Source organism: Thioalkalivibrio nitratireducens DSM 14787 (assembly GCF_000321415.2).
GTDB lineage: Bacteria > Pseudomonadota > Gammaproteobacteria > Ectothiorhodospirales > Ectothiorhodospiraceae > Thioalkalivibrio > Thioalkalivibrio nitratireducens.
The window spans coordinates 1,507,653-1,530,751 of the sequence record NC_019902.2 but is presented as its reverse complement, the minus strand read 5'-3'; the positions used below and the strand labels follow the sequence as shown (position 1 = coordinate 1,530,751).

Genomic DNA, 23,099 nt, shown 5'->3' with positions numbered 1-23,099 from the left:
CCCCTGTGGTTTATTGTTCGATGGTCGCAAAGTAGTCGGCCATCACGACGTAGTCCGCCTCGCTGTACCCCCTTGCGATCCGGTCCATGATGGTGGAAGGACGCGACCCGTTGCTGAACATCTGCATCTGGGAAATCATCAGGTCGCGCGGGTAACCCACAAGATTCGGCATGTTGCCCGTCGCGTCGATGCTGTGACAGCTGAAGCACGAACTGGTGATCATCGCCTCGCGACCGGCGTCGGCCATCGCCTGCGACCCTACGAGGCCGCAAGCCAGCACCATCGCGCCCCCTGCTGCGATTCGAAACACGGGTTTCATCATCTACTCCTCCTATATATTTGGTTGTTGCGGCTCCGTCCGCGCGGGAACGATGCCGTGGTCGTGCCCCGCCCCTATGCGCGAATGCGTACGCCCCGGACCGAACCGGTTGCATGCGAATCCCGCGACAGGCGAGTTTCCGGAATCACCGAAACGGTGACATCGGCGCGAGACTCTCTGGCCGGGTAAACTTGTTGATATCCACCGACATCCGGCCCATCGTGCCGGTCATCTGCCCCATCGACTGGTTCATCTGCGACATCGAACGGTTCATCGTTCCGATATTCCCGGCCATGCCGCGGATATTGCGTGCCAGGTCGTCCATGTTTTCGGCCATGCTGCGCACATCGCGCGCCATCAGCTCCATTCCGGACCGCACCCCGGTCAGATCCTGCGACATCCCCGCCTGACCCTCGACCATGCTGTCGGCCATCACCGCCATGCGCCCGCTCATGAACGTCATGTCGTCGGCCATCGCCGAGACGTCGAGGCCCATCTGCGTGACCGCCCGGGTCATCGTGCTCATGTCGCGGCCCATGTTGAACATGAACAGCCCCATGCCGGCGAAGGCCAGTGCCATCACGATCACCAGTACCGCCAACCCGCTCAGTCGGGCCGCCGAAACCGCAGGCCTGCCGGGAACCGTCCCGGAGTTTTGCTCCGACATTGCTTGCTCTCCCTCCAGACCCTGTCAACGTGAACAGCCGATCGCTCATTGCCCAGCCGGACGCCGCGGTGCCAGCGTCGCCGCATCGGCACACCCGAAGACGGGAATCGTCCCCGGGCGCCTGGTCGATTACAGCGACGCCATATAGGCCGCGAGATTGGCAATGTCCTCGTCGCTCAGGTTCACCATGTGGGGCATCATCATCATGCTGTTCGGACCCACCTGTTCCCCGGCGCGGTACTTCTTCATCACGTCTGCCAGGTACTCGGCATCCTTGCCGGCGACCGGCGGAAACATCGCCTGGCCCTGCCCTTGGGGACCATGGCACCCCTGACAGGCCATGTACTTCGCCTGGCCGGCCTCCACGTCGGCGGCCTGTGCCGCGGTCATGCCAGCCGTCAGGATCACTCCGGTCACGATGCTCATCAGTAGTGGCTTCATTCGTTCTGAACTCCTCTCATGCGTTGATAAGTCGATGGTTTGCGCAACTCCGCGCCACCGGCCGGTGGCGCGGAACGAATGCCCGGGCAGGAGTGCCTGCATACGCCTGCACCGGGCACGGCCGGGCCGAACCCCGCTGTTGCGGGGCCCGACCCAGGTCGTATCAGCGGTGGGCGACCGCGGAATCCCGGCCGGCGTCGGCCCGCTCCAGGTCGGCGGCGTTGTAGCGGCGAGTCAGTTCGCGCATCGTCACCACCGGGACCTCGATGGCCCCTTCGCCGAGCAGATCGTCCGCCAGATCCTGGTGATAGGACTGGTAATTGAGCTTGGCATCGACGGTGAAGCTCGAAGCATCCTCGGGCAGCCGGAACGAGTAGGTGCCGTAGCGATACCCCTTGGGCGGGATCGTGTTCATGTGCACGAAGCCGGCGATCCGCCACGGGTCGACGGTCAGGTTGCCGTCCTGGTCGACCGACTTGTTGGTGAACATCACCGCATCCTCGGGCACGCGGTTGTCTTCCAGTGCCCCGGACGACAGCAGCAACCGGCCCTGGTCGTCCCGGACCTCGACTTCGAGCCAGACCTGGCGGATGAAGGTCAGGCTGGTCGGCAGATGATGCCCGGCCCGGGCATTGCTGACCTTCACACGCAGCAGGTTGGCACCCTGCATGCCCGGGATGATCTCGATATCGAGATCGGCGACATTCTGCAGGCGCTTGATCGCTTCGGCCCGGTTATCCTCGGCACCGGGAACACCCAGCACCCCGGCGATCACGGTGTTGCCGCCAACGAAGCCGTGATCGTGCACCAGTTCCCGCGGACCGGCAGCACCCACGCCGGCCATTCCCTCTAGACCGTGATCGGGAAGATCGTGCGGCCGGGTCATCGTGTCGGCGACACGGATCGCCGTCTCGACCGGAACCATGTGGCAGTCCTGACACTGGATGTCGTTTTGCGCGTAGGCCGACATCCTCCACTCGTCGTAGGTGTGCTCGATTGGGAAGTTGTTGTTGGGGTGGAAGATGTTGTGGCAGTTGGCGCACAGCTCGGCCCGGCCGTGAAGTTCCGAGTACTCGGTGGCATGGAACGGCGAAACCGCGTCCTTCAGCGTCGCCCGCTTGACATCGCCGGGGGCCAGTACCAGCGACGCGTTGCCCGGGTTGCCGGTCGTCGTGTGCCGGGCGTTGGTGTCCGTCACGCTGTGGCAAACGTCACACGACACCCCCATCGCCGCCACGCCGGGTGCCGTGAAGCCACCGTACTTGCCAACATCCGGATCGTACTTCACGGTGCCGGTCATCACGCCGATCGGCGTATGGCAGCCGCCGCAGAGGTTCAGCACCTCCCCGTCCGTGTCCTGGTAGCCCTTGGCCCATTCGGCCTGGAACACCGGGTCGATGAAGGCGTTCGCATGCATCGAACTCTTCCACCCCTCGTACTGCCGCGGATGGCAGCCCCCGCAGACCATCGGGTCGGACCAGTCTTCCAGCGAGGTGGTCTTACCGTCCTCGAGTTGCAGGAAGCTCGGGTAGAAGGGGAACGTCACCCCCTCCTCGACCGCGTGTGCCGGGGTTGCTGACAGGAGCCCCCCGGTCAGCAGTATCCCCATTAGACCGACCCCAAACCCTAACCATAACCCCACCCTGCGTCTTGCAGCGTTCATCTCACTCCTCCTGCTGATGTTTTCTTGAATGCTTCCGTTGGCGACGCGGCCCATCGCCGCCAGCCGCATCCAGGTCACAGGCATCTATAGTGCCAACAGGGGAATCAGGGAGCAGGTATTTGATTTGGAAGGGAATCGACACCATGGGCCCGCCACGGGAAACGCCGCGGGTTCTGCCAGATTTCTGCCAGATCGCTGCCAGAGTTCTGCCAGGTTTCTGCCACCGCCGAGGATGGCAGAACGGGGTCAGGTCAGGCCGAGAGCCTTCAGCCGCCGGTAGAGCGTGCGCTCGCTGACTTTCAGAAAGGCGGCCGTCTTGCGGCGGTTGCCGCCGAAGCGCGCCAGGGCGGCGCGAATGATTCCCGGATCGTCGGCGCAGGCATCGTGGTAGCCGCAGTCCGCGCCGTCGTCGCACTTTGCCGAAGGCTGTGGGTGCCGCAACTCGGCGGGCAGATGCTGCGGCTCCAGCGTGCCGCCACGCGCGACCACGACCGCACGTTCCAGGGTGTTCTTCAGCTCGCGGACATTGCCCGGGAAGTCGTAGCGCAGCAGAGCCTCCAGCGCCGCGTCGCTGATCAGCGGGGCGAGGTTCGCCGGCATCAGTTTGCGCAGGAAGAAATCGACGAGCTGCGGGATGTCCTCCTTCCGGTGGCGCAGCGCGGGCAGCGTGATCTGCATGCTGTTGACCCGGTAAAACAGGTCGGCCCGGAATGCGCCGGCCTCCACGCGCTGCGCGAGATTGCGGTTGGTCGCGCAGATCAGCCGGAAATTGGCCTTGCGCTCGCGGTTGCTGCCCAGCCGCCGGAAGGTTCCCCGGTCGAGTACCCGCAGCAGCTTCGTCTGGATCTCGGGGGAGATTTCGCCGAACTCGTCCAGGAACAGCGTGCCGCCGTCCGCGACCTCGACCAGCCCCTTGCGTGTCGCCGCCGCACCGGTAAACGCACCGGCCTCGTGCCCGAACAGTTCCGCGACGAACATCGCGTCGGACAGGGTGGTGCAATCGATGGTCACGAACTCCCGGTCGGCCCGCCGGGACTTGCGATGCAGAAACAGCGCCGCCAGTTCCTTGCCGGTCCCGGTCTCGCCGTGAATCAGCACCGGGAGATCGGTCTGCGCGACCAGGCTCAGGTTGTCGAGCATGTTTACGAACGACGGGCAGCAGCCGATCAGCCGCTCGTCGTCGAAGTCCAGATCGTCCACCCGGCTGATCGGAGCCATGGCCTCGCCAAAGTAGCGCACGCCCCCGCTCTGCGCCCGAATCGGGCTTCCATGCACGTTCACGTAGTACGGGGCCCGATTCCGATCGAAATGCTGGTGCACGACCTGCACCGGATGGCGGGATTCGAACACCCGCTCCAGCGGGCACTCCTCCCCGTTCAGGTCACAGCGGTCGGTGCTCTTGTGCGAGACCTCGTGGCATTTCATTCCGACGATATCGTCGGGAGTCAGGTCGGTGTAGGCGTCCGCGTACTTTTTGTTGCACGCGACGATCGTGAAATGTTCGTCGATCAGTGCAAAGGGCTCCGGGTGCGCCTCCACCAGGCTTTGCAACAATGCATGGTCGTCTTTGTGTGTCTTGCCCATCGCGATGAGATCTCGATTGTTGATAACCGTCGGAAACCTGAACAAGGGGCCGCCGAGTCTATGGGTCCGGTCGGGGCGGACCCGTTTCTCCCGACACGATATGGGGATTTTCGTCCGGTCCGCGGTCCCGCTGCTGCCACCGGAGCAAACGGATCGTGTCGTCGACTGCAAACTGTCCGATCCTCCAGCCTGGAGCGGATACCGATCGCCGGTTCGGCGCGGGCATCCCCACCGGAGCGACTGGGCCTTGCGGGTGGAGGTGGAACCTTCGGCCCGGGCTGGCTGCAGTCCGGCTCGGGCGGCTATCCTCTGCCCCGAATCCAGTTCGTGGACCATCATGGCCGACACCGCTGCCGTCCTCTGGGTACGGGATTTTCTGTTCTTCCGGGAACTTGTGACACCGGGAGTGCTGTTCGCGGCCTATTACACCGGCGCCCTGCTGATTCCGGTCGTCGTGTTCGACCTTGCGCGGCGTTTTCGGAGGCGCGTACAGGCCCGACTGACCGCGGAAGGCGTGTTGCCCGGGCGTCTGCGCGCCCCCGTGGCATGGGCGGCCGGGTATGCGGTCGTCGCCTTTCTGCTCGCCGAACTGGCCTGGCGCATGATGTTCGAGTTCATGCTTGCCTATTTTCAGATGCACGCCGCGATCACCGGCCTCGGGGGGTAGCGGACGGCGCCGCATGGTCGCGCCGGCCGATGATCCGCGATGCCGCAGCCCTGCACTGTGGCATCGCAAGGCCCCGACCGCCCCCACGCCGGGCTCAGCGGGATCCCGGCAGCAGCGATGGAGACCCGACGATGACCGAAGAACACGTTCCGGAGGGATTTGCAGCCAGCGTTGCCCGCATGGTCGACCAGGCGCTGTCGCGCCTGCAGCTGCCCGAAGGCACCGGGGACGCGCTGAAGGCGTGCGCATCGGTAATCCAGGTCAGCTTTCCGGTGCGCTTTCGCGAGCGAATCGAGGTCTTCACCGGCTGGCGTGCGGTGCATTCCGCCCACCGTCTGCCGGTCAAGGGGGGCCTGCGCTACTCGCCCGACATGAACCAGGATCACGCCGAAGCCCTCGCGGCGCTGATGAGCTACAAGTGCGCGGTCGTCGACGTGCCCTTCGGTGGGTCGAAGGGGGGGCTGCGCCTCGATCCCAGGCACTACGACGAACCCTGCCTGGAAAAGATCACGCGCAGCTTTGCCCGCGAACTCATCCGGCGCGGATACATCAGCCCCGCAGAGAATGTCCCGGCGCCGGACATGGGGACCACGCAGCGCGAGATGGCCTGGATCCTAGACACCTACCGCGACCTCCACCCCGAGGATCTGAACCACATCGCCTGTGTCACCGGCAAGCCGGTGGAACTCGGAGGCGTTCCCGGCCGGCTCGAGGCGACCGGACGCGGCACCCATTATGCGCTGGAGGCGTTCTTCAGCAACCCGGACGCGGTGCGCCAGGCCGGGCTGCAGGGCAAGCTGGCCGACCAGCGCATCGTCCTGCAGGGGCTGGGAAACGTCGGCTATCACCTCGGGCTCTTGCTGCAGCAGAAGGACAAGGTCCCGATCATCGCGATCATCGAGCGCGACGGTGCCCTGTTCGACGAAAACGGCCTGGATGTCGCCGCAGTGAAAGAATACATGCAGCGCACCGGGGGCGTGGAGGGCTTTCCCGGAGCCCGGTTCGAGCGCGAGGGTGCGCGGATACTCGAGGCGGAGTGTGACATCCTCATTCCGGCCGCGCGCGAGGCGGTGATCCACCGGGACAATGCCGAGCGCATTCAGGCGCGGCTCATCGTCGAGGCCGCAAACGGCCCCTGCACCTGGGAGGCCGACCAGATCCTGCGGGCGCGCGGCATCACCATCCTCCCCGACCTGTTCGTGAACGCGGGCGGCGTGGTGGTCTCGTACTTCGAGTGGATCCGGAACATCGGGCATATCCGGCTGGGGCGTCTGCAACGCAGGCACGACGCAATCCGCGGCCAGCATGTGATCTCCGCAATCGAGATGCTGACCAACCGCTCCGCGCCCGACTGGCTGCACGACTCCCTGACGCGGGGCACCAACGAGATCGATCTCGTTCGCTCCGCGCTGGACGACACCATGCGCCTGGCGTTTCAGGAGATCTTCGAGACCCGCGAGATCGAAAGCAACTCCGAGGCACTGGACTACCGGACGGCGGCCTACCTGATCGCGCTGCGCAAGATCATGCGAGCGCGCATGGACCTGGGCGTGGTCTGAACGCATCGGGTTCCCCGTTGCTCGGCACGCGCAAGCCGAACCCGCCATTCACGGCTCCAACTAACTCTCATGCCCTCGGGGTGAGGCACCCCCGATGATGAAAGGCAATCGACCACAGAGCTTCCGTCGGCGCATAGGCGCTTGGGGTGGCCGCTACGTTGGAATCTACCCCGTGTGGGAGCGAGCCTCGCTCGCGAAACGGCGTTGGGGTGGCCACCAGCGCCGGGCGCGCCTGCGGCGCGTTCGCGTGCATGGCACGCTCCCACGGGGTGCGTGGGCATGGTCGCGACTTTCACGCTGTCCTGCCGCGGTGCCACGGACGGCCCATGGCGCCGCATCCTTGCCGATTACGCCGGCCCGGACGAGCCCTGCCCGTGCCGGGCCTCGAGCAGCCCGAGCACCGCGCGCAACCCCATCGCCTCCCCGCCTTTCGGGCGTCCGGGTCGGGCGCGCGTGTTCCAGGCCATCACATCGAAGTGCAGCCAGGGCACGCCCTCGGGCGCGAATTCCTTCAGGAACAAGGCGGCGGTAATCGCGCCCGCATAACCGCCGGAGCTGCTGTTGACCAGGTCCGCCACCCGGCTGTCGAGCAGGTGGCGATACGGTTCGTGCAGAGGCAGGCGCCAGACTGGGTCGTCCCAGTACCCTGCCGGGGCCTGCAGATCGGCGGCAAGGACCTCATCGTCGCTGAAAAAGGCGGCGATCTCGGTACCCACCGCGACCCGGGCCGCACCGGTCAGCGTGGCAAAATCGATTACCAGGTCTGGATGGCATTCGCCCGCCCGCACCAGTAGATCGGCCAGCACCAGCCGGCCCTCGGCATCGGTATTGTCGATCTCGATCGTCTTGCCATTGCGCGCCTTCAGCACGTCTCCGGGGCGGAACGAACGCGACCCCACCGCATTCTCGACCGCCCCGACCAGCGCAGTAATGCGTACCGGAAGCCCCAGCGCCATGATCGCCCGGGCCAGTCCCAGCACAATCGCAGCCCCGCCCATGTCCTTTTTCATCAGGCGCATGCTGTTGCCGGGTTTCAGATTCAGGCCACCGGAATCGAAACAGACACCCTTGCCCACCAGTACCACGTGCGGCATATCGGGCCGGCCCCAGGTCAGTTCGATCACGCGCGGGCTGAAGGCGCTGGCCGCACCCACCGTGTGGATGCAGGGGAAGCCCTCCTCCAGCGCCTCGTCGTCACTGATCACGCGCAGCCCTGCCCCGAACTCCTCGGCAAGCTCCCGGGCTGCGAGCGCCAAGTGCACTGGCATCATGTCCGCCGGCGGGGTGTTGATCAGGTCCCGCGCCAGCCGGTGGGCGGCCACCAGAGCCTCGACCCGGGCCCGGTCGACCCCTTCCGGCCAGACCAGCCGGGGAAGCGGTTTCTCTGCCTTCCGGTACCGTTCGAAGCGATACCCGGCCAGGCCCCAGCCCACCAGCAACGTAATCAGCACGTCCGCTTTGATTCCCGCCGATTCCAGCCGGTACAGCCCCGGCCAAAGGCGTTTCAGTGCCTGTGCGAGCATCCAGTGGGACCGCTCGGGTTCGTGTCCCAGCAGCACCGCCGCGGTCCGCCCGTCGTCGGCGGGGACGTGCAGCAGGCTGCCGGACTCGGCCTTGAAATCGCTCTGCTCCACCCAGTTGCGCCAGCGTTCGGGATTCCGGGCGAGCAGGTCCGGGAGTGCGTCCCGGGTGACGGGGATCAGCGGGATGGCGTCGTCGTCGGCTGTCGCGGCGGATACGAAAATGGATTCCACGGTCTGTGCTCGCCTCTTGGGGAAGGATTCTGGGCGGGGCCGCGTCTCCCTGCATCCGGCACCGCGCGTGTCATGATACTGTCACGCCCAGTGACAGGGGCGCCACCACACGACGAGGGACGAGGGCGAACGCAGATGACGGCAGCACTGGAGATCCGGGGCCTGCGCAAGACCTATCGCAACGGCTTCGAGGCTCTGAAGGGCATCGACCTGACCGTTGCGCCCGGGAGCTTCTTCGCGCTGCTGGGCCCGAACGGCGCGGGCAAGTCGACGACGATCGGCATCATCACCTCGCTGATCAACAAGACGGCCGGCACGGTCCGGGTATTCGGTCACGACCTCGACCGCGAACTGCAGGAAATCAAGCGCAGCATCGGCGTGGTTCCTCAGGAGTTCAATTTCAACACCTTCGAGCCAGTCGGCGAGATCGTGGTGAACCAGGCCGGATATTACGGAATCACACGCCGCGACGCCTGGCGGCGCGCGCAGCACTACCTGGGCGAACTCGGCCTCTGGGACAAGCGCCGCGACATGGCGCGGACCCTGTCCGGCGGGATGAAACGGCGCCTGATGATCGCGCGGGCTCTGGTACACGAACCCCGGTTGCTGATCCTGGACGAACCGACGGCAGGCGTCGACATCGAACTGCGGCGTTCGATGTGGGAGTTCCTGCAGGACGTGAACCGTGACGGCCGCAGCATCATCCTGACGACCCATTACCTGGAAGAAGCCGAGCGTCTGTGTCGCAGCATCGCGATCATCGACCACGGATGCATCGTCGAGAACACGACCATGAAGGCGCTGCTGGCGCAGCTCGACACCGAGACGGTGATTCTGGATCTGCAGGCGCCCGCCGACCGCCTTCCCCGACATTCGGGGATTCCGCTGCGGGCGATCGACGCCCTGACGCTGGAGGCCGACATCCACCGTGGAGAAAGCCTGAACAACCTGTTCCAATTGCTTGATCAAGAGGGAATCCAGGTACAGAGCATGCGCAACAAGTCCAACCGCCTGGAAGAGCTGTTCATTCGCATGACCCAGGCGGGAAACGGCCGGCTCCAGGATGCCGAGGGGAGCGCCCCATGAGGCCGCTGCACCTGCACGAACAGTGGACCGCGCTGCGCACGATCGTAATCAAGGAGGTGCTGCGCTTCAGCCGTATCTGGGTGCAAACGGTGCTGCCCCCGATGATCACCACCGCGCTCTATTTCATCATCTTCGGCGGGCTGATCGGCGCTCGAATCGGGGAAATGGACGGCTACCGGTACATGGATTTCATCGTGCCGGGCCTGATCATGCTCGCGGTGATCACGAACAGCTATTCGAACGTCGTCTCCTCGTTTTTCAGTTCCAAGTTCCAGCGCCACATCGAGGAACTGCTGGTCTCGCCGGTGCCCAACAGCCTGATCATCCTCGGTTTCATCGGCGGCGGCGTGGCGCGCGGACTGACGGTGGGTGTCGGAGTCACGGCCGTGTCGCTCTTCTTCAGCCCGCCGAGCGTGCACAATCTTGCCGTCGCGCTCTCGATCGTCGTGCTGACCTCGATCCTGTTCTCGCTGGCGGGCCTGATCAACGGCGTGTTCGCGCGAACCTTCGACGACATCTCGATCATGCCCACCTTCGTGCTGACGCCCTTGACCTATCTCGGCGGGGTGTTCTACTCGGTCTCGCTGCTGCCCGGTTTCTGGCAGGACGTGTCGCTGCTCAACCCGATCCTGTACATGGTGAACGCGTTCCGCTATGGCCTGCTGGGCACGACGGACCTGTCGCTACCGCTCTCCTACGCGATCATCATTGGCTTCATCGTCGCGCTCTACGTGTTCGCCCTGATCATCCTGAACCGCGGGGTCGGCATCCGGACCTGAAGCCCGCCAACCGCGGGCACGTTTTAAATCCCGGGCGAATGATGGTATAAATCCGCCTCGTTGACCGCGGCAGGTTCATATGCCCTCGACCAAAGCGATCATTTCATGGATTATCTTCGGCGGGCTGGGAATCACGGCCATCACGGCCTCCAGCTTTTTGCCGGAAGAGCAACTGGGCGTTACTGCAACGCCCGGTGCTGCGTCCCATGGATTCGCGCGCCCGGGCGACCCCGCGCGTGCGGCCGAATCTCCGCCCGCAAAGGCCGGCGCTGACGCCAGTTCGAATGACCTGGCCGGGGCCCTCAGGCACGCGGCCGGAGTCCGCCTCGGCATCGGCGAACTGCTCCAAGACCCGCATGCCTGGGAACCGGTCAACCGGTCCGACCACGCCGCATTCGAATCCTGGAACGTGGAGCAGCCGGGTGCCGCGACCTCCTACGAACCCGTCGAGCTGGACCTGGACACCGCTGCCCCGCCGCGCACGCAGTGGTTCCGGCATACGCTGCGTGCGGGCGAGAGCCTCGGCGCGCTGTGGAAAAGTGGCTGGGACCTCAGGCTCACGACGCTCTACGGCATGCTCGCCGATCCCGAGAATGCCCGCATCCTGAATTTGGTGCATCCAGGCCAGGAAGTCGAGTGGCGGATCGACGAAGACGGAGAGCTGCTGCACCTGCGCCTGTGGGCCGACGAGGCCCTTGGGCATGAGTGGGTCCGTAACGACGATGGCGGCTTTGCCCGGGGCGAGGTCCGAAACATTCGGGAAATCACGCATATCGTGCTCAGCGGGGAGGTCAACGGGAGTATCGAGACGTCGCTGTCCGCACGCAACGAGCTCTCTCCGGATGCCGCCGCGGCACTGGGCGTGCTGCTCGACCGGCACCTGCCCGTGCGCAAGCAGGCCCAGACCGGGGATCGCTTCACACTGCTGCTCGAGCAGGAAACGCTCGTGGGCGACGACACCCCGTACGAGATCCGCCTGCTGGCGTTCGAGTACCGCGGCAAGGAGGTCGACATCAGCGCCGCCCGCTACACCGATGGCCGCTTCTACACCCTCCACGGCGAAAGCCTGCTGCCACCGTTCGACCGCAAGCCCTTTGCCGGAAACCACCCGGTCAGTTCGGGTTTCAACCCGCGGCGCCGCCATCCGGTGACCGGACGGATCGCGCCACATCCCGGGACCGACTTCTCGATGCCGGTGGGCACGCCCATCCTCGCGCCGGCGGACGGCATGGTCACACGCGTGGACCAGCACCCGTATGCCGGGCGCTACATCGAGATCGAACACGGCCAGGGACACAGCACCCGCTACCTGCACCTGCAGCGCGCCCTCGTGGCCAAGGGCGACGAGGTCCGGCGTGGCGAACGCATTGCGCTCTCGGGTAACTCGGGCCGCACCACCGGCCCGCATCTGCATTACGAGCTGCACGTCGACGGCCGTCCGGTGGACGTGCTCCGGGCCGAACTGCCGAGCCACGAAACCCTGGCCGACGCTGAACTCGAACGGTTCCAGCGCATTGCCGCTCCGCTGATCGCCGAACTGCGTGACGCGGCACCCAGCCGACAGATCGCGATGCGCCCCTTCGCCGAACTCAGCCCTTAGTCACCGGATTTTCGGGCCGTCCCCGACACGTGCGTCGTGTCCCCACCGCCGTCCATGCTCGATCCTCTCGTCCCGGCCCGACTCGGCTGGGAGCAGGGCCGACCCCGCGCTCTCGCGTACGACGACGTCTACTTCAGCGCGCGGGACCCGTGTGGTGAGGTCCGCACGGTCTTCATCGAAGCCAACGACCTGCCGAACCGGTTTCGCAGAACCCAGCGGTTTGCACTCGGCGAAACGGGTTTCGGCACCGGTCTCAACTTCTTCCTGACCCTGCAGACCTGGCGTGAACATGCGCCCGCCGACGGATTTCTGAGTTACCTGAGCACCGAGGCACACCCGCTGCGGCACGAGGATCTCCGGCGCGCGCTGCGTACCCAGGGCATCTCCGATGCGGACATTGAGCCGCTGTCCCGGCAGTATCCACCGCCACTGTCGGGCGTCTACCGGATCCGCTTCCCGAACGACCGCGTCGTGCTCACCCTCCTCCAGGGCGACGCAGCCCCCTGGCTGGCTCAGATCCAGGGACACGTCGACGCCTGGTTCCTGGACGGATTCGCCCCTGCGCGCAACCCGGCACTGTGGAACCTGGCGGTATTCCGGCAGATTGCGCGACTTTCCCACCGCGGCACGACCTTCGGTACCTTCACCGCCGCCGGACAGGTGCGGCGCGACCTCGCCGAAGTGGGCTTCACGGTACAGAAGGCCCCGGGGTTCGCCGGCAAGCGGGAACGCTGTTTCGGCTCGTTTCAGCGGGACTCGGTGCCGGCGGCAGCGCCACCGCGTCGCGTCGCGGTGGTCGGCGCCGGCATCGCCGGCCTGAGCGCCGCCCGGGCCCTGCGGCAACGCGGCATCGAAGTCACCGTGTTCGACCCGATGGGGCCTGGCGGACGTGCCTCGGGCAACCCGGCAGCGCTGCTCACGCCCCATCTGAGCGCGGCAGAACCGGAGCGCAATGCCATCGCGCTGGCCGGGGTTCGTGCCACCCACGCGTTGCTGGACGACCTGGGGGGCGACGCCGTTCCCGGGCTGATCCTGGCGCGCGGCGTCGAACACCATGGCGTGACCCGGCACGCGGCGCGCCGTCTCGGCAGACTGGTGGCGCTCGACCCGGCGACCCTGGGTCACCTCTACTGTATCGAGTCAAATGCGCCGGAACGACCGGTGCTGCGCTATCCCGATGGCCTCGCGCTCGATCTGGGCCTGCTGTGCCGTCACCTGGCCGCTGACCTCGACCTGCGTCCGCTGAACGTCGGCGCAGTCGAATGCACGCCAGGGGATGCGAAGCTGCGTATCGGCCACGAAACCCGCCGCTTCGACGCCGCGATCGTCGCGACCGGCGCGGTGCGCGGCATCTGCTGCCCGGGGCAGCCCGTGCCGGCCGTGGTCGGCGGCCAGATGACCCGTATCGCGACGCGGCTGGCGGGCGTCCGCGAGTCGGCTCTCAGCGGACAAGGCTACTGCCTTCCGGAAGACGAGGGGCAACACTGGCTCGGCGCCACCTACCGGCATGGGGGCGAGATCGCCGGCGTGCGCGACGAAGACAACCGGGAGAATCTGGCACGACTGGCCTGGGTGGATGCCGCACTGGCCGACCCCGAGCGCGTGCCCGTTAGCGGCGCCTGGTTCGGCGCCCGCGCCGTGTTTCCGGACCGACTGCCAGCAGTCGGCATGTTGCCGAATGCCGGTGGCGGACATCCGTCCCTCGCGATCAACGTCGGTTACGGCTCGCGCGGACTGCTCTACGCCCCGTTGTGCGGTGCACTCCTCGCGGATCGGATCTGTGGGCTCCCGGAACCCTTGCCTGTATTCCTGAGCCGCCTGCTCGCGCCCGACCGCTTCGCCGAAAAGCCAGCGGCTCCGTCGGCGCAGAACCAAAGCTAGTGCACGCGGGCGCCCGACCGCAGGATCCAATATCGCAACGGCGAACCTGATTATCACGAAACCTCCTCAGCCAGTGCGATACCTCTCCGCGTCGGTCGTCATTGCGAGCGAAGCGCGGCACTAATGCGCATAGCGCATTGAACAGCCGCAGGCTGGCCCGAAGGGCGAGCGCAGCGAGTAATCCAGGCGGCGCGGGGGGGGGGACCATCGCCCTCTGGATCGCCACGTCCCGCCACGCTGCGCTCGCGGCTAAAGGCTTCGCTCCTCGCGATGACGCTGGTTTCGAAGATGGCCCAGTCCAGCTTGCGGAGCTTCCGTGATAATCAGGACGGCGAATGACGGTTTGGGCCATCTTCCGGCCCGCGCCGTCACCCAAAGGGCAAGCCGTGTGATTCAGCCTGGACGCTTCGGTCCTGGCCGCCGTGCCCTGCGCCCGCCTGGAGGACCGGCCGCTTTCAACCCCGTGTGCTGGGTGCGGATGCGTCCTGCCGGGCGGGTGCTGGTCCGCCCGTTCCGCCCCGTGCCCGCGGGCTGATACCGCGGCACCAGATGCCGCTTGCCGTTGCCGATCAGGTCGGCGCGCCCCATCCGCTGCAGCGCGTCGCGCAATAGCGGCCAGTTTTCCGGATCATGGTAGCGCAGGAACGCCTTGTGCAGGCGCCGCGCCCGCAGGCCTCGCGCAGCGTGCACGCGTTCGCCCCCGTTGCGGTGGATGCCGCGCAGTGGGTTGCGCCCGGTGTGCCACATCGCGGTGGCGAGCGCCATCGGACCGGGTAGGAAGGCCTGCACCTGGTCGGCTCGAAAACCGTTGCGCTTCAGCCATAGCGCGAGTTGCAGCATGTCCTCGTCGGTCGTTCCCGGATGCGCGGCGATGAAGTACGGGATCAGATACTGCTCCTTGCCCGCTTCCTTCGAGAAGCGATCGAACATCGCCTTGAACCGGTCATAGGTACCGATCCCAGGCTTCATCATTTTCGATAATGGCCCGTTTTCCGTATGTTCCGGAGCAATTTTCAGGTAACCTCCCACATGATGCGTGACCAGTTCGCGCACGTATTCGGGGGATTCGACCGCCAGGTCGTAGCGCAGACCGGAGGCGATCAGCACCTTGCGCACCCCCGGCAACGCCCGCGCCTTGCGGTACAGGCCGATCAGCGCCGAGTGATCCGTGTTCAGGTTCTTGCAGATGCCCGGGTATACGCAGGACAGGCGCCGGCAACTGCGCTCGATTTCCGGATCCTTGCAGGTCATGCGGTACATGTTGGCGGTCGGCCCGCCGAGGTCCGAGACCACGCCGGTAAACCCCTCGACCTTGTCGCGGATCTCCTCGACCTCGCGCAGGATCGATTCCTCGGATCGGCTCTGGATGATCCGGCCCTCATGCTCGGTGATCGAACAGAAGGTGCAGCCGCCGAAGCAGCCGCGCATGATGTTGACCGAGAACCGGATCATCTCCCAGGCGGGTATGCGCGCGCCGCCGTAGGACGGGTGCGGGGCCCGCGCGTAGGGAAGATCGAACAGCGCGTCCATCTCGGATGTGGTCAGCGGGATCGGCGGCGGATTCAGCCAGACATCCTTGTCACCGTGCCTCTGCACCAGCGCACGGGCATTGCCCGGGTTCGTTTCCAGGTGCAGCACCCGCGAGGCATGCGCGTACAACACCGGGTCGGACCGCACCTGCTCGAAGGCCGGCAGCCGGATCACGGTATGCTCCCGCGGGTGCCCGCGCGGGATCTCGCGCGGGAGCTGCACCACCCGGGCGCCTGCGGCCACGTCCTGCGCGCAGCCTGCGGCACGGGCCACGGCATAGGGATCCGGGTGGGCTGCCACTGGGCCCGGGGTATCGACTTCCGTGGAATCCAGCACCACCCAGTCGGCCGGTGCGCCGTCGCAGAGCCAGGCGGTGCCGCGCACGTCCCGGATCTCCCGGGGATGTTCGCCTGCCGCGACCCGAGGCGCGACTTCGACCAGCGCGCGCTCGGCGTTGCCGAACAGCAGCAGGTCCGCACGTGAATCCAGCAGCACGGAGCGGCGCACCTTGTCCGACCAGTAGTCGTAGTGCGCGATCCGGCGCAGGCTGGCCTCGATCCCGCCGATCACGATCGGAGCCTCGGGCCAGGCCTCGCGCACCCGCTGCGCGTAGACGATGACCGCGCGATCCGGACGGCGCCCGCCCTCGTCGTTCGGCGTGTAGGCGTCGTTGCGGCGGATCCGCCGATCGGCCGTGTAACGATTCACCATGGAATCCATGTTCCCGGCGGTGATGCCAAAAAACAGGTTCGGCCGGCCCAGCGTCCGGAAGGGATCGGCCGAGCGCCAGTCCGGCTGGCTGATGATCCCGACCCGAAACCCCTGCGCCTCCAGCAGCCGCCCGATGATCGCCATCCCGAAGCTCGGGTGGTCCACGTAGGCATCGCCGGTGACTAGGATCACGTCGCAGCGATCCCAGCCCAGCGCATCCATCTCGTCGCGGCTCATCGGCAGAAATGGCGCAACACCGAAACGCTGGGCCCAGTACTTGCGATAGGAAAACAGGGGCTTGGGAGTATCCATGGACAGAAGCTCGAAGATTTCAGCCATTACACGCCGGACCCGCGGTATTTTCAAAAGACCCCGCGGATCTCCACTCCGCGCTCCCCGGTCCCGTTGAGCCTGCGGCCACCGCGGCGCTATGCGGGAAGTTCAGTGCCCATATGGAGCACAGCCAGGCGCGCCGGAGCAAGGCGGGCTGAAGTGGCCCCCTAATCCGGATCCCGGTTGTGTACGCCTGCAAAGGGCACGTTCGCGAGCTGCACGAGATCCCGATCGAAGGTGATCAAGTCGTCACGGCTCAGGTCGGACAGCCGGGGCCGCCCAATCGCGCGCGCCAGCACCGTCATCAAGTCCAGCGAGGCGGTCAGAAACCGCTCCAGGCGCTCGGCTCCCTGCCCAGGATCAAGCCGCCGCCGCAGGTCCGGGTCGTGCGTCGCCACGCCGCTTGGACAGCGGTTGGTATGGCAGATACGCGCTCCCACACAGCCGATCGCATGGATCGCGCTGTTTCCGAGTGCGATCCCGTCCGCGCCCAGCGCCAGCGCCTTCACGAAGTCCGCCGGGGTGCGCAGACCGCCGGTGACGATCAGCGTCACCCTACCGCTGACTCCCCTCAGGTCCAGGTAGTGCCGCGCCCGCGCGAGTGCCGGAATCGTCGGCACGCTGATGTGGTCGCGTAGCAGCGCCGGGGAAGCGCCCGTGCCTCCGCCACGACCATCCAGGATCACGTAATCCGCGCCGGCCTCCAGCGCAAAGCCGAGATCCTGTTCGATATGGTTCGCGGAAAGCTTGAACCCGACCGGGATCCCGCCGGTACGCTCGCGCACCTCGCCCGCAAAGCGGCGGAATGCCTCCGGCGTCTCCAGGTCCGGAATCGCCGGCGGCGAGACTGCGTCTCTGCCCGGTTCGATCCCCCGGACCTTCGCGATCTCATCGGAAACCTTGGCCCCCGGCAGGACTCCGCCCACCCCGGTCTTCGCCGCCTGCCCGCCCTTGAAATGGAACGCCTGCACCTTGTCCAGGATCCCGTCGTGGTAACCGAAGCGCGCCGGACCCAATTCGAACAGGTACCGCGAGTTCTCCGCCTGTTCCTCCGGCAACATCCCTCCTTCTCCGGAACAGATGCCGGTCCCGGCACGCTCCGCACCCCGAGCCAGCGCCACCTTCGCCTCGCGCGACAGCGAACCGAAACTCATGTCCGTCACCAGCAACGGCATTTCCAGGCGCAACGGCCGCCGCGCCTCCGGTCCAATCACCAGCCCCGTATCCACCGGCGTATTGTCGGCCAACGGACGGTGCGCAAGCTGCGCGGTCAGAATCTGGATGTCGTCCCACGACGGTAGCCGGGCCCGGGGCACACCCATCGCCACGGTAGGACCGAACCGCCCGACCTCGCCCAGTCCGCCGCGCGCCAGCGCATGGACGAATTCCAGGTGGGGCTCGGTCTCGGTGTTCTGCGGCTCAGAGGCTGCCCTTGCGTCCCCGTCCTCGTCGACCGCGGCGGATTCGGGCTCGAAAACCTGCCCAACCGCGCCGTCCGGCACCTGCCCGTGGCTACCATCGCAGTACGGAAAATCCTTCGACTGCTTGCACTGACACAACCAGGCTTCGCCGTCTTCGCGCGCCTTGAAAGCCAGCGGTTCGATCCCGGTGCCGTCGTGCGAGCCGTCGCAAAACGGCTGTTCCCGCGAACGCCCGCAGCGGCAGAAGTAATACTCCCTGCCCTGTTCCAGATGGACCGCTTTGGGTTGGTTTGCCGCCACGATCGGCTTTGCCATGATGCCTCCTCGCCTGTCGATTGGATTTCCCAGTATCCGTCCTGCGACCACCAAAAGTGGAATAAACTTCCGATCAGCGCAAACTCAGGAGATTCAGCCAATGGCCCGGACCGATCACCGCGACACCCGACGCGATTACCGCAAGGGCACGCTCGACCGCCACGACCTCGCGGCCGACCCGGTCGCACAACTCGCGGCCTGGATCGCCGATGCGCAGGGCGTCGACCATCCAGACCCCACCGCGATGGTCCTCGCCACCGCCGGAGCGGACGGCCAGCCTTCGGTCCGCGCGGTGCTGCTGAAACATCTCGACGAAGACGGACTCAGCTGGTACACCGATTCCCGCAGTCTGAAGGGCCGGCAGCTTGCCGCCAACCCGCGCGCCTCGGTGCTGTTCTTCTGGCCGGAACTCGAACGCCAGGTGCGCGTGGACGGGCGGGTCGCAACGCTGCCAACGGAGTTCGCCGAGGAGTACTTCGCCAGCCGTCCGGAGGGTAGCCGCTACGCCGCGGCCACGTCCCACCAGAGCCAGCCGATCGACAGCCGCGAGGAGCTCGAACGCCGGTTGGCCGAAGTCCACACGAACCACCCGAGCGGCGACGTGCCCCGCCCCCCCAGCTGGATCGGCTACCGCCTGAAACCCGACCTGTTCGAGTTCTGGCAGGGCCGCGAAAACCGCCTCCACGACCGCTTCCAGTACATCCGCACCTCCGACGGCTGGACGATCACCCGGTTGATGCCCTGAAACCGGTCACGCGCACTCGTGTACCTTGGGCGCGGCGCTTCTGCTATCATCCGCCTCCTGTCGTGGCGCGATGAACGCGCAGCGGCGATATCGACCCATGGAGAGGTGCCGGAGTGGTCGAACGGGGCGGTCTCGAAAACCGTTGTACGCGCGAGCGTACCGTGGGTTCGAATCCCACCCTCTCCGCCAGTTTATCGCTTGCCCCTTGCGGGGGTCTTCCCCCTACGCAGGACACTTCCCGATTCGAACCCACGGTACATCAACACGCGGGTTCGACTGCCCCGACGCGCAGCGGCGGGGCAGGACGTCGGCACCGCCGACGCCCCGAAGGGGTGAGCGGCAACGCCGCGAATCCATCCCACCCTCTCCGCCAGCACTGTCGCGGTCTCCAGCCACTCGTGGGCGATCTCGAACAGGGAGCTGGTGAAGTACCCGGCGATCCGCCGGTAGCTGCGCGCATCCTTCAGGTGCTCGGCCAGAAAGGTCTCATCCAGCCGATGGGCACGGGATGAGAGACGGCGGATGGTTAAGGCGCAGCTTGATCAGAAAATGGGTTCCCCAGCGACAAACGGCTGGAGGGGTTCGACTACCGGCACCAGACCACCATCCCGCTTCTGGTCCATTCCCTTGCTCACGATTCATTCTCCTGCGCTTGCACTGGGACCGGCGGCAGACTGCCAGCCGGCTCCCTGCAAAACAGAGAGTCCCGCACGGGGCGGGACTCTACATCCCGGGCGATCGCCGCCTGAGACTCGGGCCTTACTCGGGCTTGACGTTGGTCGCACTGGGCCCCTTAGGACCATTTTCGATGTCGAACGTCACGCTCTGACCTTCGGCGAGCGACTTGAAGCCGCTGCCCTGGATGGCGCTGTGATGCACGAAGACATCCTTGGAGCCATCGGAAGGCGTAATGAAGCCAAAGCCTTTTTCGTCACTGAACCACTTAACTGTACCTGTTGCCATGTCTATGATCTCTGCTGTATTCGATGGTGCTTTGAGTGAATTTCGAGTAGAAACAGAAGCCTACAAGCTAGACAAGAGGTTTCGCCCCAACTCTGCAGGCCCTGAAATGAACTGGAAGAACGAATCAGCACGTGCACGCCCGAGCATGGAGCTCGTGAGATGCAGTGACTGTTACAGCGGCCTGGGGACATTATCGACCGTATTTGGCCTCAACCGTTAGCTTTTTCTGCCGATCGGGGTGAATTCGCAGTATTCCTGCGACCATCACCTTGGCCGGTTGCACGCAATCCCGATCATCAGCCTTTCCAGAGAATCCGGAAGGGGCCCTCATGGCGTCTGCTGCGCGTACTGAACAACGCCCGATTCGAACCCACGGGTCGACGCGGAGTGCGGCGCGGTCGGCTGGTGGGCAACCGACCGCGCCCGCTTCGAATTGCCGGCGCCACCGCCCACGCGGCAATCCCACACCGATTGGCTAGACTCAGGAACATTATCCAACGATCCAGGAGGCACGAATGGGTTTTGCGTTGTCCGACATGCAGCTCGCCAGTTCCGCGTTCCACGATGGCGGGGCGATCCCGGCACGCCATACCGGTGAAGGTGAAGACCTCTCCCCGGAGCTGTCCTGGACGCGCGTGCCCGATGGTACCCGCGCCCTTGCGGTCATCTGCCACGATCCCGACGCCCCTCTGGTGGCACCCGGCGGAACCTATGGCTTCGCGCACTGGGTGCTGTACAACATCCCCGGCTCCGCGGCCGGGCTTGCGGAGGGCACACGCGGACACACGGCCGGCCGCAACGATTTCGGGAACACGCGCTACGGAGGCCCGATGCCGCCTCCGGGACACGGCAACCATCGCTACTACTTCTGGGTTCTGGCGCTGAACGACGCAGCCGAGCTTCCGCCTGGCCTGAGCCTCTGGGAGTTGCTTGATCTCATCGAGCCCAGGGTAATCGGCATGAACCGCCTGGTGGGCACCTACGCCCGTGGCTGAGTCCCGCGGATCCGCACCGATGTCTCCTGGCGGCCAGAGGCAGGCGGACGTCTCCGTTCGTCTCCGGGCGACCCGGGTTGCCTGGCCGCCCGCCCCAACCCACCGGCCGGCTGGCGGCAACGGCTTCTTCCCGGCACACTTGCCGCCTGTGCCCGCGCTTGCCCTCACAGTACACACCAACAGGGAGACCCCTTGATGAATTCCCCAATACTCGACGATGCCGGCAAACTGATCCTGCGCCTCGGATTCGGCGTGCTGTTCCTGCTGCATGGCATCCACAAGGTGATGCATGGCATCGACGGCATCGAACAGATGGTGGTGGTGAACGCCGGCCTGCCGGCGGAACTGGCCTACGGGATCTTCATTGGCGAGGTGTTGGCACCCATCCTGATCATCATCGGCTGGCATGCGCGGATCGGCGCGGTCCTGACCGCGATCACGATGGCATTCGCGTTCCATCTCGCGCATTCGCACGAGCTCCTCGAGCTCACCGCACACGGCGGCTGGCAGCTCGAGCTGCAGGGGATGTTCCTGCTGGCGAGTATCGCGATCGCGCTGAGCGGACCGGGACGTTTCAGCATCAACGGACGCTGACGTTTGCAGCCTCGCCCCGTTTCTAACCTGGGGCGGGGCGTCGGTTTGCCGGGCCGGGCGTTCTGACCTGTCCGGACTCCCGGCGTTTCACGCTTCCGGGATTCGCGGGTAGAATTCGCCGCGTAGCCCTCCCGGCGTACGCGGCGTCCGGGAATCACGAACCCGGGGAATGCCGATGGCCGAGACACGGATCCTGAGTGCGCGCTGGGTGCTCCCGGTCGTCCCCCGGGGCACCGTGCTGGAAGATCACTGCGTGGTCGTGCGCGGAGAGCGCATCGTGGAAATCCTCCCCGATGCACAGGCCAGTGCCTGCCATCCGGACGCGGAACGCCTGGAATTCCCGTCGCATGCGCTGCTGCCCGGGTTCGTGAACACGCATACGCACGCCGCGATGACCCTGTTGCGCGGGGTGGGCGGCGATCTCCCGCTGATGGAATGGCTGGAGAAGCACGTCTGGCCGGCGGAGGCGCGTCTGCTATCGGGCGAGTTTGTCCATGCGGGCAGCCGGCTCGCGGTTGCCGAGATGATTCGGGGCGGCACCACCTGTTTCAGCGACATGTACCTGTTCCCCGAGGAGACCGCCCGGGTGGTGGACGCCTCCGGCATCCGCGCGGCGCTGGGCCTGACCGTGATCGATTTCCCGACACCCTGGGCGAGCACGCCCGGGGAGTATTTCGACAAGGGCGCGGCGCTGGTAGCGGCATGGCAGGGGCACCCGCGGATCGGCTTCACCGTCGCGCCGCATGCGCCGTACACCGTGGGCGACGACAGCCTGCGAAAGATTCGTGCCCGGGCGGAAGCGCTCGGCGTGGCGGTGCACATGCATGTGCACGAAACGGCCCACGAAGTCAGTACCGCGCTGGCCGAGCACGGCGAGCGTCCGCTGCAGCGCCTGGCCCGGCTGGGCCTGCTGGAACAGCCGCTGGCAGCGGTGCACATGACCCAGATCGACGACCACGAGCACGAACGTCTCCCCGAATCGTTCACATCCGTCGTGCACTGCCCCGAATCCAATCTCAAGCTGGCCTCCGGGTTCTGCCCGGTGGCGCGGCTGCTGGGCGACGGCATCAACGTCGCGCTGGGCACCGATGGCGTCGCCTCGAACAACGACCTCGACATGCTGGGCGAGATGCGCACTGCAGCGCTGCTGGCCAAGGGGGTTTCGGGTGATGCGACCGCAGTTTCCGCCAGCCAGGCGCTCGAGATGGCGACGCTGAACGGCGCCCGCGCGCTGGGCCTGGAGGCACAGATCGGGTCGCTGGAACCGGGCAAGCTCGCGGACCTGATCGCGATCAATCTCGGTGGGCTCGAGTTCCAGCCGGCCCACGACCCCCATGCGCAGATCGTCTATGCTGCCACCCGCGAGGCCGTCACCGACGTGTTCGTCGCCGGCCAGCCGCTGCTGCGGGGCCGCGAACTGCGCACGCTGGACCTGGACGAACTGGGCGCGATGACCCGGGTCTGGCAGGAACGCATGCAGGCCGCACACTGA

Annotated in this window: 18 protein-coding genes, 1 tRNA gene and 1 pseudogene; 11 read left to right on the top strand and 9 right to left on the bottom strand. The window is 66.1% G+C overall.

Annotation, left to right across the window (positions count from 1 at the left end; all coding sequences use genetic code 11):
- Positions 1 to 10: 10 nt before the first annotated feature.
- The 5 genes from TVNIR_RS07250 to TVNIR_RS07230 form a co-directional block, all read right to left on the bottom strand.
- The gene (locus tag TVNIR_RS07250) at positions 11 to 322 is read right to left on the bottom strand and encodes a c-type cytochrome (protein ID WP_015258342.1); all 312 of its coding nucleotides are present in this window, start codon (positions 320 to 322) and stop codon (positions 11 to 13) included.
- 142 nt (positions 323 to 464) lie between these two features.
- Positions 465 to 986 (bottom strand): methyl-accepting chemotaxis protein, encoded by a 522-nt coding sequence (locus TVNIR_RS07245; RefSeq protein ID WP_015258341.1) that lies wholly within the window; start codon positions 984 to 986, stop codon positions 465 to 467.
- Positions 987 to 1,115: 129 nt separating this feature from the next.
- Positions 1,116 to 1,427 carry a c-type cytochrome gene (locus TVNIR_RS07240; protein ID WP_006747453.1) on the bottom strand — a complete coding sequence of 104 codons (312 nt, stop codon included), beginning with the start codon at positions 1,425 to 1,427 and terminating at the stop codon, positions 1,116 to 1,118.
- 163 nt (positions 1,428 to 1,590) lie between these two features.
- Entirely contained in the window at positions 1,591 to 3,036 is a 1,446-nt protein-coding gene (locus tag TVNIR_RS07235) for a multiheme c-type cytochrome (protein WP_015258340.1), read from the bottom strand.
- 300 nt (positions 3,037 to 3,336) lie between these two features.
- Positions 3,337 to 4,674: a sigma-54 interaction domain-containing protein gene (locus TVNIR_RS07230; protein WP_015258339.1), complete on the bottom strand. Its 1,338-nt coding sequence runs from the start codon at positions 4,672 to 4,674 to the stop codon at positions 3,337 to 3,339.
- A 337-nt stretch (positions 4,675 to 5,011) separates the two neighbouring features.
- Here TVNIR_RS07230 and TVNIR_RS07225 point away from each other — a divergent pair, with 337 nt between their 5' ends.
- Together TVNIR_RS07225 and TVNIR_RS07220 are read left to right on the top strand one after the other, a co-directional pair.
- Complete coding sequence (locus TVNIR_RS07225; RefSeq protein ID WP_015258338.1) at positions 5,012 to 5,341, top strand: DUF4282 domain-containing protein; 330 nt, start codon at positions 5,012 to 5,014, stop codon at positions 5,339 to 5,341.
- A gap of 131 nt (positions 5,342 to 5,472) precedes the next feature.
- The gene (locus TVNIR_RS07220) at positions 5,473 to 6,900 is read left to right on the top strand and encodes a Glu/Leu/Phe/Val family dehydrogenase (protein ID WP_058933127.1); all 1,428 of its coding nucleotides are present in this window, start codon (positions 5,473 to 5,475) and stop codon (positions 6,898 to 6,900) included.
- Positions 6,901 to 7,247: 347 nt separating this feature from the next.
- On the opposite strand, the gene TVNIR_RS07215 is transcribed toward TVNIR_RS07220, so the two are convergent.
- Positions 7,248 to 8,654, bottom strand: a complete 1,407-nt coding sequence (locus TVNIR_RS07215) for a leucyl aminopeptidase family protein (RefSeq protein WP_015258336.1) — start codon at positions 8,652 to 8,654, stop codon at positions 7,248 to 7,250.
- Between the two features lie 135 nt (positions 8,655 to 8,789).
- On the opposite strand from TVNIR_RS07215, the gene TVNIR_RS07210 reads away from it, so the two are divergent.
- The 4 genes from TVNIR_RS07210 (at position 8,790) to mnmC2 (ending at position 14,000) form a co-directional block, all read left to right on the top strand.
- Positions 8,790 to 9,740 carry an ABC transporter ATP-binding protein gene (locus tag TVNIR_RS07210; protein WP_015258335.1) on the top strand — a complete coding sequence of 317 codons (951 nt, stop codon included), beginning with the start codon at positions 8,790 to 8,792 and terminating at the stop codon, positions 9,738 to 9,740.
- Positions 9,737 to 10,519, top strand: a complete 783-nt coding sequence (locus tag TVNIR_RS07205) for an ABC transporter permease (RefSeq protein WP_015258334.1) — start codon at positions 9,737 to 9,739, stop codon at positions 10,517 to 10,519. Before TVNIR_RS07210 ends, TVNIR_RS07205 begins: the two co-directional genes overlap by 4 nt.
- 79 nt (positions 10,520 to 10,598) lie before the next feature.
- Complete coding sequence (locus TVNIR_RS07200) at positions 10,599 to 12,119, top strand: peptidoglycan DD-metalloendopeptidase family protein (protein ID WP_015258333.1); 1,521 nt, start codon at positions 10,599 to 10,601, stop codon at positions 12,117 to 12,119.
- Between the two features lie 54 nt (positions 12,120 to 12,173).
- The gene (mnmC2, locus tag TVNIR_RS07195; protein ID WP_015258332.1) at positions 12,174 to 14,000 is read left to right on the top strand and encodes a tRNA (5-methylaminomethyl-2-thiouridine)(34)-methyltransferase MnmC2; all 1,827 of its coding nucleotides are present in this window, start codon (positions 12,174 to 12,176) and stop codon (positions 13,998 to 14,000) included.
- 525 nt (positions 14,001 to 14,525) lie between these two features.
- Here mnmC2 and TVNIR_RS07190 read toward each other — a convergent pair.
- Both TVNIR_RS07190 and TVNIR_RS07185 read right to left on the bottom strand, forming a co-directional pair.
- Positions 14,526 to 16,553: pseudogene (locus TVNIR_RS07190) on the bottom strand (YgiQ family radical SAM protein); the annotation flags it as partial.
- A 188-nt stretch (positions 16,554 to 16,741) separates the two neighbouring features.
- Positions 16,742 to 18,310 carry a glutamate synthase-related protein gene (locus tag TVNIR_RS07185; RefSeq protein ID WP_015258330.1) on the bottom strand — a complete coding sequence of 523 codons (1,569 nt, stop codon included), beginning with the start codon at positions 18,308 to 18,310 and terminating at the stop codon, positions 16,742 to 16,744.
- A gap of 100 nt (positions 18,311 to 18,410) precedes the next feature.
- Between TVNIR_RS07185 and pdxH the strand changes: the two genes are divergently transcribed.
- Together pdxH and TVNIR_RS07175 are read left to right on the top strand one after the other, a co-directional pair.
- Positions 18,411 to 19,055, top strand: coding sequence for a pyridoxamine 5'-phosphate oxidase (pdxH, locus tag TVNIR_RS07180; protein ID WP_015258329.1), 645 nt, complete (start codon positions 18,411 to 18,413; stop codon positions 19,053 to 19,055).
- 99 nt (positions 19,056 to 19,154) lie between these two features.
- Positions 19,155 to 19,244, top strand: a tRNA-Ser gene (locus tag TVNIR_RS07175).
- A 570-nt stretch (positions 19,245 to 19,814) separates the two neighbouring features.
- Here the strand turns inward: TVNIR_RS07175 and TVNIR_RS07170 are convergent.
- Positions 19,815 to 20,018 carry a cold-shock protein gene (locus TVNIR_RS07170; protein WP_015258328.1) on the bottom strand — a complete coding sequence of 68 codons (204 nt, stop codon included), beginning with the start codon at positions 20,016 to 20,018 and terminating at the stop codon, positions 19,815 to 19,817.
- A 515-nt stretch (positions 20,019 to 20,533) separates the two neighbouring features.
- Between TVNIR_RS07170 and TVNIR_RS07165 the strand changes: the two genes are divergently transcribed.
- The 3 genes from TVNIR_RS07165 to TVNIR_RS07155 all read left to right on the top strand — a co-directional run bounded on the left by TVNIR_RS07165 (position 20,534) and on the right by TVNIR_RS07155 (position 23,099).
- Complete coding sequence (locus TVNIR_RS07165; RefSeq protein WP_015258327.1) at positions 20,534 to 21,013, top strand: YbhB/YbcL family Raf kinase inhibitor-like protein; 480 nt, start codon at positions 20,534 to 20,536, stop codon at positions 21,011 to 21,013.
- 195 nt (positions 21,014 to 21,208) lie between these two features.
- On the top strand, positions 21,209 to 21,607 hold the full coding sequence (locus TVNIR_RS07160) for a DoxX family protein (protein WP_015258326.1): 399 nt from the start codon (positions 21,209 to 21,211) through the stop codon (positions 21,605 to 21,607).
- A gap of 169 nt (positions 21,608 to 21,776) precedes the next feature.
- Positions 21,777 to 23,099, top strand: a complete 1,323-nt coding sequence (locus tag TVNIR_RS07155) for a TRZ/ATZ family hydrolase (protein ID WP_015258325.1) — start codon at positions 21,777 to 21,779, stop codon at positions 23,097 to 23,099.

What these genes read in the sequence shown, in the direction of transcription:
- TVNIR_RS07250 (WP_015258342.1), bottom strand. Translation starts at nt 322, where the DNA reads ATGATGAAACCCGTGTTTCGAATCGCAGCAGGGGGCGCGATGGTGCTG.
- TVNIR_RS07245 (WP_015258341.1), bottom strand. Translation starts at nt 986, where the DNA reads ATGTCGGAGCAAAACTCCGGGACGGTTCCCGGCAGGCCTGCGGTTTCG.
- TVNIR_RS07240 (WP_006747453.1), bottom strand. Translation starts at nt 1,427, where the DNA reads ATGAAGCCACTACTGATGAGCATCGTGACCGGAGTGATCCTGACGGCT.
- TVNIR_RS07235 (WP_015258340.1), bottom strand. Translation starts at nt 3,036, where the DNA reads ATGGGGATACTGCTGACCGGGGGGCTCCTGTCAGCAACCCCGGCACAC.
- TVNIR_RS07230 (WP_015258339.1), bottom strand. Translation starts at nt 4,674, where the DNA reads ATGGGCAAGACACACAAAGACGACCATGCATTGTTGCAAAGCCTGGTG.
- TVNIR_RS07225 (WP_015258338.1), top strand. Translation starts at nt 5,012, where the DNA reads ATGGCCGACACCGCTGCCGTCCTCTGGGTACGGGATTTTCTGTTCTTC.
- TVNIR_RS07220 (WP_058933127.1), top strand. Translation starts at nt 5,473, where the DNA reads ATGACCGAAGAACACGTTCCGGAGGGATTTGCAGCCAGCGTTGCCCGC.
- TVNIR_RS07210 (WP_015258335.1), top strand. Translation starts at nt 8,790, where the DNA reads ATGACGGCAGCACTGGAGATCCGGGGCCTGCGCAAGACCTATCGCAAC.
- TVNIR_RS07205 (WP_015258334.1), top strand. Translation starts at nt 9,737, where the DNA reads ATGAGGCCGCTGCACCTGCACGAACAGTGGACCGCGCTGCGCACGATC.
- TVNIR_RS07200 (WP_015258333.1), top strand. Translation starts at nt 10,599, where the DNA reads ATGCCCTCGACCAAAGCGATCATTTCATGGATTATCTTCGGCGGGCTG.
- mnmC2 (WP_015258332.1), top strand. Translation starts at nt 12,174, where the DNA reads ATGCTCGATCCTCTCGTCCCGGCCCGACTCGGCTGGGAGCAGGGCCGA.
- TVNIR_RS07185 (WP_015258330.1), bottom strand. Translation starts at nt 18,310, where the DNA reads ATGGCAAAGCCGATCGTGGCGGCAAACCAACCCAAAGCGGTCCATCTG.
- pdxH (WP_015258329.1), top strand. Translation starts at nt 18,411, where the DNA reads ATGGCCCGGACCGATCACCGCGACACCCGACGCGATTACCGCAAGGGC.
- TVNIR_RS07170 (WP_015258328.1), bottom strand. Translation starts at nt 20,018, where the DNA reads ATGGCAACAGGTACAGTTAAGTGGTTCAGTGACGAAAAAGGCTTTGGC.
- TVNIR_RS07165 (WP_015258327.1), top strand. Translation starts at nt 20,534, where the DNA reads ATGGGTTTTGCGTTGTCCGACATGCAGCTCGCCAGTTCCGCGTTCCAC.
- TVNIR_RS07160 (WP_015258326.1), top strand. Translation starts at nt 21,209, where the DNA reads ATGAATTCCCCAATACTCGACGATGCCGGCAAACTGATCCTGCGCCTC.
- TVNIR_RS07155 (WP_015258325.1), top strand. Translation starts at nt 21,777, where the DNA reads ATGCCGATGGCCGAGACACGGATCCTGAGTGCGCGCTGGGTGCTCCCG.